The organism is Allobosea sp. LjRoot237 (assembly GCF_964253285.1).
Taxonomy (GTDB): domain Bacteria; phylum Pseudomonadota; class Alphaproteobacteria; order Rhizobiales; family Beijerinckiaceae; genus Allobosea.
On the sequence record NZ_CAXUQP020000001.1, the window covers coordinates 4627801 to 4640297 of the forward strand.

Consider the following 12497-nt stretch of genomic DNA (forward strand, 5'->3'; position numbering starts at 1 on the left):
TCGCTTGCAATACTCTTGACGGCCGCTGCGTCGTCCGTGCTCGCCGCCTGCACCGACCGGCAATCGGTCATGGCGGCGCATGGATCGGAGGCGGAACGCATCGCGCTGCTCGCCATCATCGTCTTCGCCGGGGCCGGCGTCGTGATGCTCGTCGTCGTAAGCGCGCTCTGGCTCGCCGTCCGGGGCTCTGCCGGCCAGCGCGCCGCACTCGCCGGGGAGAGGGCGATCCGGATCGGCGGCATCGCCTTTCCGGTGATCACGCTGACGGCGCTGCTCGGCTACGGCCTGTGGTTGATGCGCGAGAGCCTCGCGATCGAAGCGCGGCCGGCGCTGCGCATCGAGGTCACCGGCGAGCAATGGTGGTGGCGGCTCGGCTATCGCGACCGCGATGGCAACACCTTCGCCGAAGCCAATGAGATCCGCATCCCGGTCGGCGTCGAGGTCGAGTTCGAACTGCGCTCGGCCGATGTGATCCACAGCTTCTGGGTGCCGAGCCTCGGCGGCAAGCTCGACATGATCCCGGGCCGGACCAACCGGCTGCGGCTCAAGGCGGATCGTCCTGGCGTCTATCGCGGCCAATGCGCCGAATATTGCGGCGGGCCGCACGCACTGATGGCGCTGGAGATCGTCGCGCTGCCGCAAGCCGAATTCGACGCCTGGCTTTCGGCCGGTCAGCGCGCGGCGTCGATCCCCGCTGACGAAGCCGCGCGGCGCGGCTCCGAGCTCTTCCTCGCGGCCGGGTGCGGCGGCTGCCATGCCGTGCGCGGCACGGCCGCCGAAGGCACGATCGGCCCCGATCTGTCACGCGTCGGCGAGCGCCGCTTCCTCGCCGCAGCGACCATCCCTGCTGGACGCGGGAACCTCGCCCGTTTCATCGCCGACGGGCAGAGCCTGAAGCCCGGCAATCTGATGCCGCCCTTCCGCATCTTCACCCCGGCCGAGCTCGACGCGCTCGCGGCCTACCTCGCGAGCCTGAAATGACCGCGAACGACAATGGATGCGTGAGCACGGCTGAGGCGCTGCCAAACTCACTGCCGCGGCCGGAAGGCGAGCTTAAGGCGCTGAAGCGAGTCTGGGAGATCCCGAAGGGCTGGCGTGTCCTCAGCGCCGTCAACAACACGGTGATCGGCGGCTTCTACATCGGCACGGCGGTCCTGTTCTTCCTGCTCGCCGGCATTCTCGGCTTGCTAATGCGGCTGCAGCTGGCGGTGCCCGGCAACGGCTTCCTCAGCCAGGAGACCTACAACCAGATCTTCACCATGCACGGCACGGTGATGATGTTCCTCTTCGCCGTGCCTGCGGTCGAGGCGGTCGGCGTGCTCTTGCTGCCGCAAATGCTTGGCGCGCGTGATCTGCCGTTTCCGCGGCTGGGGGCCTTTGCCTTCTGGGCCTATTTCGTCGGCGGGCTGGTCTTCTTCTCGACGCTGTTCTTCGGCACCGCGCCGTCGGGCGGCTGGTTCATGTACCCGCCGCTGACCGGTGTGCGCTATTCGCCCGATATCGGTGCCGACTGGTGGCTGCTCGGCATCGGCTTCATCGAGATCTCGGCGATCGCCGGGGCGATCGAGATCATCGTCGGCGTGCTGCGAACGCGTGCGCCCGGCATGACGCTGGCCCGCATGCCGATCTTCGCCTGGACCATGCTGGTCTTCGCCTTCATGGTCGTATTCGCCTTCCCGGCGGTGATCCTGGCGACGATCCTGCTCGAGCTCGAGCGCGCCTTCGACTGGCCCTTTTTCATTGCGGCACGTGGTGGCGACCCGCTGCTCTGGCAGCATTTGTTCTGGTTCTTCGGCCATCCCGAGGTCTACATCATCTTCCTGCCGGCGGCCGGCATGGTCTCGATGATCGTGCCGACGATGACGGGCGCCTCGCTGGTCGGCGACCGGCTGATCGTGGTCGCGCTGATCGCGGTCGGCTTCTTCAGCTTCGGCCTGTGGGTGCACCACATGTTCACCACCGGCATCCCGGCGCGCTCGCTCGGATTCTTCTCGGCCGCGAGCATGGCGGTGGCGGTGCCGAGCGGCATCCAGGTCTTCGCCTGGATCGCGACGATCGCCGCGGGCCGCCTGAAAGTGACGGTCGCCTCGCTCTTCGTGATCGGCTTCCTCGTCATCTTCACGCTCGGTGGCCTGACCGGCGTGATGGTCGCGCTCGTGCCATTCGACCGGCAGGCGCACGATACCTATTTCGTCGTCGCCCATCTGCATTACGTGCTGTTCGGCGGCATGGTCTTCCCGCTCTTCGCCGCCTTCTACTACTGGGCACCGGCCTTCAGCCGCCGGGCGCTGTCGGAGCGGCTCGGCACATGGGCGTTCGGCCTGATCTTCGGCGGCTTCAACATCGCCTTCCTGCCGATGCATCTGACCGGGTTGATCGGCATGCCGCGCCGCGTCTACACCTATCCGGCGGGCATGGGCTGGGACATGCTCAACCTGGTCTCCACGCTCGGTGCCTTCATCCTGGCCTTCGGCGTGCTCGTCTTCCTGATCGATCTCGCGCGAAACCTGCGACCGACCAGCACAGAGCCGGCCGGCGACATCTGGCGAGCCAACACGCTTGAATGGCTGCCGAACCATATCTTCGCGGCGCGCAGCATTCCCTTCGTCACTGGCCGCGATCCGCTCTGGGACCAGCCGGACCTGGCGCGCGATGTCGAGGCCGGCCGCTACTATCTTCCCGGCACCGCGACGGGGACACGCGAGACCATCGTCACCTCGGCAATCGGGGCGAAGCCCGACTATCTGTTGCGCCTGTCGGGGCCGGGCTGGGTGCATGTGCTCGCCGCCGTCTTCACGGCCGGTTTCTTCCTGCTGCTGACGGTGAAGGCGATCGCGCTGGCACTCGCGTGCGGCGTCGCAGCCGTCGTCTCGATGCTGGTCTGGATGCGCGACAGCGACCCGCCGCCGGCCGGTACGGTCGATGTCGGCGGCAGGGTCCGTTTGCCGACCTATGTCTCCGGCCCGGATTCACATTCCTGGTGGGCGATGATAGTGCTGATCCTGGTCGCTGCCGCGCTCTATCTCTCCTATCTGTTCGGCTATCTCTACCTCTGGACCGTCGCGCCACAGCAGTGGGCGGAATGGGGTAGCCTGCCGCCGGCCGGATGGGTCTGGGCGAGCCTGCTGCTGATGGTGGGGAGCGCTGGTTGCCTGTTTTCGGCGCACCGCCTGCTTGGCGCCGACCGCTTGCGCGGCGCCGTTGCGCTCCTCGTCGCGGCGGGCATCGCGGCGCTGTTGGGTGCGCTCGGCCTCGATCTCTGGTCGCACTGGCGGTCGGGCCTCAGGCCGCAGGCGAGCGGCTATGCCGCGATGGTCTACGCCAATGCTGTCCTGCAAGCTGAACTCGCCGCTGCGATCGTGGTCATGGCCGGCTTCGCCATCTACCGTGTTCTGACAGGTCAGCTCGATCAGGTCCGCCGCGTCGTCTTCGACAATCTCGTTCTGCTCTGGAGCTATTGCCTCGGCCAAGGCCTGATCGGGCTCGCGCTGACGCATGGATTCCCGCGACTGGTGGGCGTGTCATGACCGGTGCCGCAAAAGCGGCGTGGCGTTCATTCGGCTGGCTGGCCGGGCCGGCCGCCTGGGCTGCCTTCTTCGTCGTCGCCTACACCTCGGAATCGCTCGTCTGCACGCGCATGGGCGAGTTTGGCTGGCATGGCGCGATTGTCGTTGTCGCTGCGCTCACGGCCGCGCTGTGGATCGTAGGCCGGTTTCGCCTGAGACCCGAGCAACCGCGGAGTGCCTCTGGGCGATTTCGGGCCCGCGCCGGCCGCGCGCTCGCCTGGTTGAGTCTGCTCGCGATCGGCTGGACGACGCTGGTTGTACTCATCGTCCCGGCTTGCTCCTGACGTAGCCAGCAAGGAACCACCGCGGAGACACATCGTTGACTGAGAACATCGAGATTCCTCGGAAAGGGTCGATGCCATGCTGCGGACGATCAGCCGCTCCTACCGGAGCTTCGAAGATGCCCGAAACGTCGTTGTCCGCTTGTCGGAGGCAGGCATTCCCGCCGCCCGGATCGGCCTTGTCGGCCGGCAGGAAGGTGGTGACGACAACGCGGCCGCGGGCGCCGGCGTCGGTGGGGCGGCCGGGGCCGCGACTGGCTTTGTCCTCGGCATGGGTGCGCTCAGCCTGCCGGGCGTCGGTCCCGTCATTGCTGCGGGATGGTTCCTGACCTCGGCAGCGGCTGGCGCCTTGGCCGGTGGCATCCTGGGGGCGCTGGTGGATGCCGGCGTCACCGAGCAACAGGCGAGCCGGCATGGACAGGAACTGGAGCACGGCTCGGCGCTCGTCCTCGTTCAGGCGGAGCCCGAGGATGCGGGCCGAGCCGAAGCGATCATGGATGCCGGCATGCCGGTGGTCGGGCCGCAGGCCGGAGAGGACGGCAGCGACAATCCGCCCGACGCCGAACCGCGCGACCTGTCCAAGGTCGTATCCTGAGCTTGGACAGGTTCCCCTCAGCTTCCGCTTAGTCGCTCTCGTCCGACCAGCGCTGCTTGGCGTCGTCCGCCGTAACCAGCAGCTCAATCGTGTCGCCCTCGACGTCGGCGATCAGGCCGATATCGAGGTAGTGGTGGGTTCCGCCCGAGGCCGGATCGTTCTTCTTGAGCTTCAGCAACTGGCCGACGAGGGCATCGACCGTGCCGACGTGGCCCTGGTCGGAGCCGACCACCTTCAGGCCTTCGCGAATCTGGTCCACATGCATCATCTGGGCATCCTCCGTTCCGGCGCGTGCCGCGCGGGCTGTTGGAACGGGGAACGGGTGGCATGGCGGGATGTTCCGGAGCGCGATCGTCGTTCCGCTTCAAGGCTGGTGCTCCCGGACATAGCGGTGGTCGGTGTGACGGCCGGCATAGTCGCGATCGATCTCCTCGATCAGGCGGTCGGCATCATCGCGATCGACCGCGCGCAGTACGGCGTCGATCTTGGCTTCGAGCCTGTCGTCGCCCTCCTTCGATTGCGGCGAGCCGACATGGAGCAGGATCGCCAGGCCGCCGACCTGCCAGAGCAATTGCAGGAACTCGGACTGCCAGTTCTCGAAGGTCTCGCGCAGGATCTGGATCGCGAAGCCGGAGAAGACCATGGGCTGTCCGTGGGCGCTCTGCTCGCTGACATAGTCGAGCCAGCCGAAGAGCCAATGGCCGGCCAGGCTGAACAGGAAGAACCCGGCCGTCACCCAGGCGAAGCCGTAGCGGGTCCAGATCGAGCGATACATGGCGATCCTCCGGGAGGGACAACCATGGCAATGCGCGTGGCTGGTCGCTGGTTCCCCATCATGCTGCTGGCGTCGAACGTTTCGCGTCCCGGCGCGTTGAGGCGGCTCGGCGATCTCACTGTGCACGCGACGCTTAGGCAGATCCTGCTGTCTAACTCTAGAATCCTTCGAACTGATCGCCCGCAAAAGCGTTGGAGGCTCAAAACCACAGGAGGCTTTCCGATGAACGCGATGCGCGAACAGAGCCGGTCAGTCTGGATGGATGTCGAAGTTGTCTCCGATGCCGCTCCGCTTGCCGAGAGCACCAAGGCGGACGTGGCGATCGTTGGCGCGGGGATCGCAGGTCTATCGATCGCCTACGAGCTGGCGCTGCGCAGCCGCTCGGTGATCGTTTTGGACCGCGGGCCGATCGCCGGCGGCATGACGGCGAGGACGACCGCGCATCTGGCCCCCTCCTGCGACGACTCGCTTTCCGAACTGCTTGCAATGCGAGGCCAAGAACTGGCGAGCGGTTTTCAAGCCAGCCAGAACGCAGCCGTCGACCGGATCGAGGCAATTCAAGCGGAACTCGATATCGACTGCGAGTTCCGCCGGCTGGATGGCATTCTCTTTCTCGATCCCGCCAGCGAGCCGTCCGTCCTTGACGACGAGGTCTCGGCTGCCAGCGAGATCGGCGTAAAGGTCGAGCGCGGCAGGGGATTGCCGCTGGAGACACTGCAGGACCGAGCCTTCCTGCGCTACCCCGGCCAGGCCACGTTTCATCCGCTCAAATACCTCCGCGGCCTTGCCGAGGCATTGGAGAAGAAGGGCGCGCGGCTGCACGCGTTCTCAGCGGTAGAGGAGATTTCCGAAGACCAAGGAGGTGTCCATCTTCGTCTGACATCCGGCCATATGGTCGATGGGTCCTACGTCGTCGTGGCCACCAACTCTCCGATCCATGATCTTTTCGCCTTGCACACCAAGCAGGCGCCCTACCGCACCTATGCCATGGGCTTCGAGATCGAACGCGGAGCCCTGGCCGACGCGCTCTACTGGGATACCGAAGATCCCTATCACTACGTCCGGCTGACCTCGGGCGCGGATGGCAAGGATGTTCTCATCGTCGGCGGCGAAGACCACAAGACCGGCGAGGCCAACGACGCGCCGGCACGTTTCGCGGCACTGGAATCGTGGATCAGGGTGCTGGTGCCGGAGCTGGGTCCGGAGCTTTATCGTTGGTCCGGCCAGGTCATGGACACGCTCGATTATTGCGCCTTCATCGGGCGTGAATCCGGGCGCGAACGCACCTTCGTCACCACTGGCGATTCTGGCCAAGGCATGACGCATGGGGTTGTTGCCAGCCTCATCATCCCCGACCTGATCGACGGCAGGGACAACCCCTATGCTGCCGTCTACGATCCCGGCCGCAAACCGATCGGGGCGGCGGCCACCTTCGTCACCGAAAACAGCACGGCGGCGACCAACCTGGCACAGTATCTCATGCCGGGTGAACTTGAATCCGTTGAGGAGCTCGAGCCTGGGCAAGGCGCGATCGTTCGCGATGGTCTCAGCAAGATCGCGGCCTATCGCGGCGAAGACGGCGCCCTCTATCAGCGATCGGCTGTCTGCACCCACCTCGGCTGCCACTTGCACTGGAACAGTCTCGAGAAATGCTGGGATTGCCCCTGTCACGGCTCGCACTTCGCGCCGGACGGCAGCGTGCTGAACGGTCCGGCGATTGCGCCGCTGACAGAGGTCGGCACCGGCCAGCATGCGAGGGCGGCCGAATGACAATCTCTTGGATCACGATGGCTTCGCCGCGGCGCTCTGTTCGACGATCAGCTTTCTGCCGCAGGCGGTTCGGATCGTCCGGACCAGGGATACCGCGTCTTTTTCCGCCCCATCCTGGCGGGCTTCATCCTGTTCATGCCCCTCGCCAACCCCAACAGAAAGAATCCGCGGTGGAGGCACTGCAATGATCCATCATCTCTCCGTCGGCACGAACGACATCGCCCGTGCGCGCGTATTCTACGACGCTGTGTTGCCTGTGATCGGGATGCGCCTGCTCAACGGTTCGGCGGAGTCTGCCGATTACGGCACCGGTGCATTCCTGTTCAGCGTCGAAACACCAGTCGACGGCAAGCCAGCGGCACCGGGGAATGGTGTCCATATCGCCTTCGCAGCAGGGCGGCGGGCGATGGTCGATCAATTTTATGAAATCGCGCTGGCTCATGGCGGGCGCGACGCAGGCCCTCCAGGGCTCCGACCGGAATATGACGCGCATTATTACGGCGCCTTCGTCCTCGATCCCGACGGGAACAAGATCGAGGCGGTGACCTATTCCAGCAAATAGCTGCGCTATCGACGGCCTGCGCCGGCCGTCGAAGCCGCATCGACGGGCGGACTAGTGGTGCGCGCGATGCTCGGCGTTGCGCTTGCGTGTGGCGGCAGCTTTCTTTGCCGAGGCGGACCGCTCGTCCACCGTGCGGGACGCGGCCGCCTTTCCGCCCATCCGGCCTCCCTTGTGAGCGGCGGGGTGGCCCGTATTCTTGCCGCGCCCCGAGCCCGACTTCTTGCCGCCGCCATCGTCCCTGTTGACCGTCGCCCAGGCACGACGCTCGGCCTCCTTCTCGGAGACGCCGCGTTCCTCGTAGCCTTCGGCAATATGATCGGCCTTACGTTCCTGCTTGTCGGTATATTTCGACTTGTCGCCGCGTGGCATTGTCTGTCTCCCATCGTTTGGAAACCTGACGGAAAAACAGCCAAGCGCGCGGCTGATTCCCACTTCCAGCAGCATAGCCGCGCGAAGCAGTCCGCCCGGGCCGATCATGTCCTGTTTCAGCAGCCAGGCGACGGACGGAACGCTGCGCTCCGATAGTCTTCGAGTTCGCTCGCTTTGCAGGTTTCTGGAGCGGCGTCGCAATACGCCAGGTGCCGACACTCGGTACCTGCCCACAAGCGGACGCGTGGTCCACGCCGTCTTCGCATCCGAAAGTTCGTGGATTGTGCCGGGATGCCTTCAGGGACGGCGCCGACAGCTCGGATCGAGAGAGGCGACAGAGCGCCATTAGCACGCGTCGCAGTTCACCGGCCGGGTTTCACGCTGCGACAGCCGACCCCAGAATTCACAAGGCGCCTGTGACCCATCCGCATCTGAGCCTTCAGTCATGGCCGCCACCGCTGCGGCACAGCCGTCCTCAGTAAAAGGCGCAGAACCGCCCTCCAGCGCGCTGCCTACCGAACAGCCCTTTTCGTCTCAGCGCCGGCTGCTTGAACCCCGGCTCTGATGCCCGCTGGAAAGGAACTGCATGAAAGCTGGCGGGATCTCAATGAAGTCGAGAGCTTCCTGGCGAGTATCGAAGTCCGCTATAGCCTCGGTCAGCATCTCGAATTCCCGCTCACCGTCCGAGCCCCTCGGGGATGAGATCAGCTGTGCAGCTCGCAGTACAGCAGCCTTCCGCTGTTCATAAGACGAGATCATCACGGCGTCGGCGTTCGGCATGACACCACCTCATCGCTACGCAACTCACACCCACTAAGCTAGCGATCAAACCGCTGGAATACGAGTCGCTTATACGAGATTGCTCGGCATCCGACCCCGGGGCCCTAAAATGGAATTGCTCTTCCGTGAACCGTGAGGGGCATCGTCCATCTCCTTGAGCAACGGGCTCTACTCAAATCTGGAGAAGGATCAGGGCCTCAGGTCACTCGACGAGGGCGTGCCTCATGGCGAGGCGATCGGGCGAGGTCATGGCCTCGCCTCCGGCAGCGGGCAGGTCGAGCAATAGCCGAGCTCGGGGATGAGATAGCGGATGCAGCAAACCCGCCGCAGGCGCTTCGGGCCGCCGCCATCATCGGGATACCGGACAGGGTCGAACAGCGGGTTGGGCCTGCCGCCCGGCAACCGCCTCGTCGCCATCAGCGTCAGCGCATCCGCCACCGGTGGCCGAGCACCGACCGCTTGCTCGACACGCCTGACGATGAAGTCGAACATGTTGCCCGCATTGCTCCAGAGCACCTTGCGGGAGACGCCGCTCACGGTCGCAAGCGCAGTGATCACCGGAACGAGATGCCCATCCATGAGCGGCAGGAAACGCTGGAAGGCATCTGCCGAGGCCGCGGGCTTGCCTGCGTCGCGCAGATGGATCGATTGCGTCACGCCCTCGTCGGAGAAGATGCAGCCTATCGCGTCGATGCCGACATCGACCTCATGCTCGGCGAGCAGGGCGATCGCCAGGAAAGGCGGCAGCAGCGTCGCGAAATGCTGCTTGGCCCAGAGCGAGGCCACGGCCCGTCGATCCGCCCCCGGATAGCGCCGGCTGCCGAAACGGGTCAGCAGCTCCGCCAGGCGCTCGGGATCAACCAGATCGCTGCCGGGAGAGGATGGCGGTACATCGCTCGCCAATGCAAACCGCTCGCCGTAGACGGCGAGGTCTCCGCTGAAGAGCTGGGCGAAAGCGGGAATCATCTCTGCCTCCACATCAGCGCGATGAAATAACTGCCGCCGATAAACGTCGCGACCAGCCCGGCCGGGATCTGCCAGGGGAAGGCAACGATGCGGCCGGCGAGATCGGCCAATACCATCAGCGCCGCGCCCAGGATCGCCGCCGCGACGAGCTGCGGCAGCGCCTGGCGGAAGCCGAGTAGGCGGACGGCGTGAGGCGCCATCAGCCCGACGAAGCTCAAGGGGCCGACGATCAGCGTTCCCGTCGCCGTGCCCGCCGCAGTCGCCAGCAGGACGGCGAATCGCGACCACGCCAGCGGGACGCCGACCGAGCGCGAGGCGCTCTCGCCGAGCGGCAGGATGGTCAGCCAGCGCGCCATCAGCGGCGATGTCGCAAGGAGAAGCGCGACCATCGCCGCAGCAATCAGCGCCTGCTCGGACGTGACGCGATAGGTCGACCCCGCCATCCAGTTGAGGACGACGATCATGCGCGGATCGCCAGTCGCCAGCAGCGTCGCCGTCAACGCCGAGACCAGGGTGCTCAATGCGACACCGGTCAGGAGGACATGCTCGGGCGACAGGGCCGTGCGCCGGCCGAGCCAGAGCATCAGCGCGAGCACCGCGAAGGCTCCCGACGTCGCCGCCGCCAGGGTCAGCGCCGTCGTCGGCTGCACGGCGACGAAGAGCACCATGATCAGGCCGAGTGCGGCGCCGGACGAGATGCCGAGCAATTCCGGGCTCGCCATGGCGTTTCCGGTCAGGCGCTGGAGCAGCGTGCCGGCCATGCCGAAGAGGGCCCCCGCTGCCAGCGCCCCGGCGACGCGCGCCCCGCGCCATGGCAGGTAGAGCGGCAATTCCGGGAAGCTGCTCCAGTGCCAGCCCGCCGGTACGCGCGCCAGCGACAAGGCCATCCAGACGCTCAAGGCGAGCACCGGCAGGGCGCACAGGATCAGCAGCCATGGCCGCCCGAGCCGGATGGAGATCGGCTCGCTTCGCCCGCGCGGATCGTGGCCGGTGCGCAGCCGCGGCAGCATCCAGAGCAGGAGGCTCGCTCCGAGCAGCGAGGTCATCGTGCCGGTCGGCAGGTCGAGTGCCGGACCCAGCGCCTGCAGCGCCTGATCGGCAAGGCTGAGCAGCAGCGCGCCGAAGACAGTGCCCCACAACAGGCGGGAGCCTAATCGCCTCGCGCCCGCCAAGCGCGCCAGCAGCGGGCCGGCGAGGCCGATGAAGCCGACCACCCCGACATGAGCGACGACGAGCGCCGAGAGCAGCACCGCGAGGCTCAAGGCAGCAAGCCGGGTCAGCGGCAGCGATAAACCCATCGCGCGCGCGACATCATCATGCAACGCCAGGACCGCCAGCGGCCGCACCAGCAGGGCCGCGAGCCCGGCAGCGACTACGAAGAGGGGCAGCAAGGCCCGCACGGCCAGCCAGTTGTTCTGGTTCAGCGATCCGGCCTGCCAGACGAAGAGATCGCGCAGCGCTTCCTGGTGGAACAGCGCCAGCATCGCGTTGATGCCGCCGAGATAGATCGTGACGACGAGGCCGGCGAGGATCAGCGCGAGGGGATCGAAGCGCTGGCGCCAGGCGAGCAGCATGACCAGCGCCATGGAGGCGCCGCCGCCGATGACGGCGACAGCTTCGAAGCCGTAGATGAACAGGCCCGGTGCCCAGAGCGTCGTAGCTGCCAGCGCGAGCTTGGCGCCGGCGAAGACGCCGAGCGTCCCTGACTCCGCCAGCGGATTGCGCAGCACCTGCTGGAACAATGATCCGGCGAGCCCGAGCGCAGCGCCGCAGAGCAGGCCGACGATCAGGCGCGGCATCATGCTGTGGTGCACGAAGAGCTGGCGCAGATCGTCTGCGAGCGGCGACCAGAGCGCCATCCAGCGCTGCCCCGGCGGGGCAGCGCCCACCAGTGCGAGCCAGAACAGGCCAACCGCACCAGCCGCCATGGCCGCGGCCAGCAAGAGCCGCCTCGCGACGCTGACGTCAGCCATGCGACGCCGCCGCCCCCGAGAGCAGGCCGGCGAGTTGCCGGGCGAAGCGCGTCGCCGAGACCATGCCGCCATTGGGATAGATCACCGGCATGCCGAGCACGCGCCCAGCCCGCACGGCCGGCAATGCATTCCAGATCGGGCTCTCGGCCAGCCGCTTCATCGCGCGCACGGTTTCGGCGCCGCGCTCGAAATGGATGATCAGTGCCTCCGGCACTTCGACAAGCCGCTCGATCCCGATCGAGGCCGTGCCCCAGATATTGGCGCGCCCGGTATAGGCATTGCGCAGGCCTGTCCGGACGAGCACGTCGCCGACCATGCTGGCATCGCCGAAGATCGCGGTGCGCCGACCGTCCTCGGCGAAGCGAAGCAGATAGGCCGGGCGGCCGGCATGGGTCCGCAAACGCTCGGTCGCCTCCGCCAGTGTCGCATCGGCGTCGCGCTGCAGCTCCGCCGCCTGCGCTTCGCGGCGGGCGAGCCCGGCGATGCGCGCGAGGAGATCGCGCGTGAAATCGAGCGGACCCTGGCCGCGCGCGAAGGTCGGCAGCCAGGTCACCGGCGCGATGCGTTCGAGCGGTTGCAGTGCCGAGGCCTGCCAGGATGCGGCGAGGATCAGGTCGGGCTTGAGATACTGCAGCAATTCGAGGTTCGGCTCGGTCAGCGGCCCGAGATCGACGGCATCGGCGGGCGCCACCGGAATGCTGACCAGCCGCTGGTAGAGCGGCACATTGGCGATGGCGGTCGGTTGCGCTCCCAGCGCCAGCAGCATCTCGGTGAAGGAGAGGTCCATCGAGACGATGCGCGGGCCGCCCTCGCGCGCAAGGACGGCGGCCGGCATGAACGCCGCCGCGCCGGCCGCCAGG

At 66.7% G+C, this 12497-nt stretch carries 13 protein-coding genes; 6 read left to right on the plus strand and 7 right to left on the minus strand.

The window, feature by feature from the left end:
• Positions 1 to 15: 15 nt before the first annotated feature.
• The 4 genes from coxB (at position 16) to ACSQ24_RS22635 (ending at position 4442) form a co-directional block, all read left to right on the plus strand.
• The gene (gene coxB, locus ACSQ24_RS22620) at positions 16 to 981 is read left to right on the plus strand and encodes a cytochrome c oxidase subunit II (RefSeq protein WP_436096856.1); all 966 of its coding nucleotides are present in this window, start codon (positions 16 to 18) and stop codon (positions 979 to 981) included.
• Positions 982 to 1001: 20 nt separating this feature from the next.
• Positions 1002 to 3527 (plus strand): cbb3-type cytochrome c oxidase subunit I, encoded by a 2526-nt coding sequence (locus tag ACSQ24_RS22625; RefSeq protein ID WP_436096857.1) that lies wholly within the window; start codon positions 1002 to 1004, stop codon positions 3525 to 3527.
• Entirely contained in the window at positions 3524 to 3850 is a 327-nt protein-coding gene (locus ACSQ24_RS22630) for a hypothetical protein (protein ID WP_436096858.1), read from the plus strand. The genes ACSQ24_RS22625 and ACSQ24_RS22630 overlap by 4 nt, the downstream gene beginning before the upstream one ends.
• Before the next feature lie 76 nt (positions 3851 to 3926).
• Positions 3927 to 4442 (plus strand): hypothetical protein, encoded by a 516-nt coding sequence (locus tag ACSQ24_RS22635; RefSeq protein ID WP_436096859.1) that lies wholly within the window; start codon positions 3927 to 3929, stop codon positions 4440 to 4442.
• Positions 4443 to 4470: 28 nt separating this feature from the next.
• On the opposite strand, the gene ACSQ24_RS22640 is transcribed toward ACSQ24_RS22635, so the two are convergent.
• Both ACSQ24_RS22640 and ACSQ24_RS22645 read right to left on the minus strand, forming a co-directional pair.
• A complete protein-coding gene (locus ACSQ24_RS22640) occupies positions 4471 to 4710 on the minus strand; it encodes a DUF2171 domain-containing protein (protein ID WP_436096860.1) in 240 nt (79 codons plus the stop codon).
• 96 nt (positions 4711 to 4806) lie between these two features.
• Positions 4807 to 5217 carry a DUF6766 family protein gene (locus tag ACSQ24_RS22645; RefSeq protein ID WP_436096861.1) on the minus strand — a complete coding sequence of 137 codons (411 nt, stop codon included), beginning with the start codon at positions 5215 to 5217 and terminating at the stop codon, positions 4807 to 4809.
• A gap of 222 nt (positions 5218 to 5439) precedes the next feature.
• Between ACSQ24_RS22645 and ACSQ24_RS22650 the strand changes: the two genes are divergently transcribed.
• Together ACSQ24_RS22650 and ACSQ24_RS22655 are read left to right on the plus strand one after the other, a co-directional pair.
• Entirely contained in the window at positions 5440 to 6987 is a 1548-nt protein-coding gene (locus tag ACSQ24_RS22650) for an FAD-dependent oxidoreductase (RefSeq protein ID WP_436097949.1), read from the plus strand.
• 184 nt (positions 6988 to 7171) lie between these two features.
• Entirely contained in the window at positions 7172 to 7549 is a 378-nt protein-coding gene (locus ACSQ24_RS22655; RefSeq protein ID WP_436096862.1) for a VOC family protein, read from the plus strand.
• A 51-nt stretch (positions 7550 to 7600) separates the two neighbouring features.
• Here ACSQ24_RS22655 and ACSQ24_RS22660 read toward each other — a convergent pair whose 3' ends face one another.
• The 5 genes from ACSQ24_RS22660 to ACSQ24_RS22680 all read right to left on the minus strand — a co-directional run bounded on the left by ACSQ24_RS22660 (position 7601) and on the right by ACSQ24_RS22680 (position 12472).
• Positions 7601 to 7918 carry a plasmid stabilization protein gene (locus tag ACSQ24_RS22660; RefSeq protein ID WP_436096863.1) on the minus strand — a complete coding sequence of 106 codons (318 nt, stop codon included), beginning with the start codon at positions 7916 to 7918 and terminating at the stop codon, positions 7601 to 7603.
• Positions 7919 to 8452: 534 nt separating this feature from the next.
• The gene (locus tag ACSQ24_RS22665) at positions 8453 to 8698 is read right to left on the minus strand and encodes a hypothetical protein (protein ID WP_436096864.1); all 246 of its coding nucleotides are present in this window, start codon (positions 8696 to 8698) and stop codon (positions 8453 to 8455) included.
• A 246-nt stretch (positions 8699 to 8944) separates the two neighbouring features.
• Positions 8945 to 9664 carry a siderophore-iron reductase FhuF gene (gene fhuF, locus ACSQ24_RS22670; protein WP_436096865.1) on the minus strand — a complete coding sequence of 240 codons (720 nt, stop codon included), beginning with the start codon at positions 9662 to 9664 and terminating at the stop codon, positions 8945 to 8947.
• Positions 9661 to 11637, minus strand: coding sequence for a Fe(3+)-hydroxamate ABC transporter permease FhuB (gene fhuB, locus ACSQ24_RS22675; protein WP_436096866.1), 1977 nt, complete (start codon positions 11635 to 11637; stop codon positions 9661 to 9663). Before fhuB ends, fhuF begins: the two co-directional genes overlap by 4 nt.
• Entirely contained in the window at positions 11630 to 12472 is an 843-nt protein-coding gene (locus ACSQ24_RS22680; RefSeq protein WP_436096867.1) for an ABC transporter substrate-binding protein, read from the minus strand. The genes fhuB and ACSQ24_RS22680 overlap by 8 nt, the downstream gene beginning before the upstream one ends.
• Positions 12473 to 12497: the final 25 nt, after the last annotated feature.

Excerpts from the sequence above, each read along its gene's own strand:
- ACSQ24_RS22630 (WP_436096858.1), top strand. The coding sequence starts at position 3,524 with ATGACCGGTGCCGCAAAAGCGGCGTGGCGTTCATTCGGCTGGCTGGCC.
- ACSQ24_RS22635 (WP_436096859.1), top strand. The coding sequence starts at position 3,927 with ATGCTGCGGACGATCAGCCGCTCCTACCGGAGCTTCGAAGATGCCCGA.
- ACSQ24_RS22640 (WP_436096860.1), bottom strand. The coding sequence starts at position 4,710 with ATGATGCATGTGGACCAGATTCGCGAAGGCCTGAAGGTGGTCGGCTCC.
- ACSQ24_RS22645 (WP_436096861.1), bottom strand. The coding sequence starts at position 5,217 with ATGTATCGCTCGATCTGGACCCGCTACGGCTTCGCCTGGGTGACGGCC.
- ACSQ24_RS22650 (WP_436097949.1), top strand. The coding sequence starts at position 5,440 with ATGAACGCGATGCGCGAACAGAGCCGGTCAGTCTGGATGGATGTCGAA.
- ACSQ24_RS22655 (WP_436096862.1), top strand. The coding sequence starts at position 7,172 with ATGATCCATCATCTCTCCGTCGGCACGAACGACATCGCCCGTGCGCGC.
- ACSQ24_RS22660 (WP_436096863.1), bottom strand. The coding sequence starts at position 7,918 with ATGCCACGCGGCGACAAGTCGAAATATACCGACAAGCAGGAACGTAAG.
- ACSQ24_RS22665 (WP_436096864.1), bottom strand. The coding sequence starts at position 8,698 with ATGCCGAACGCCGACGCCGTGATGATCTCGTCTTATGAACAGCGGAAG.
- fhuF (WP_436096865.1), bottom strand. The coding sequence starts at position 9,664 with ATGATTCCCGCTTTCGCCCAGCTCTTCAGCGGAGACCTCGCCGTCTAC.
- fhuB (WP_436096866.1), bottom strand. The coding sequence starts at position 11,637 with ATGGCTGACGTCAGCGTCGCGAGGCGGCTCTTGCTGGCCGCGGCCATG.
- ACSQ24_RS22680 (WP_436096867.1), bottom strand. The coding sequence starts at position 12,472 with ATGCCGGCCGCCGTCCTTGCGCGCGAGGGCGGCCCGCGCATCGTCTCG.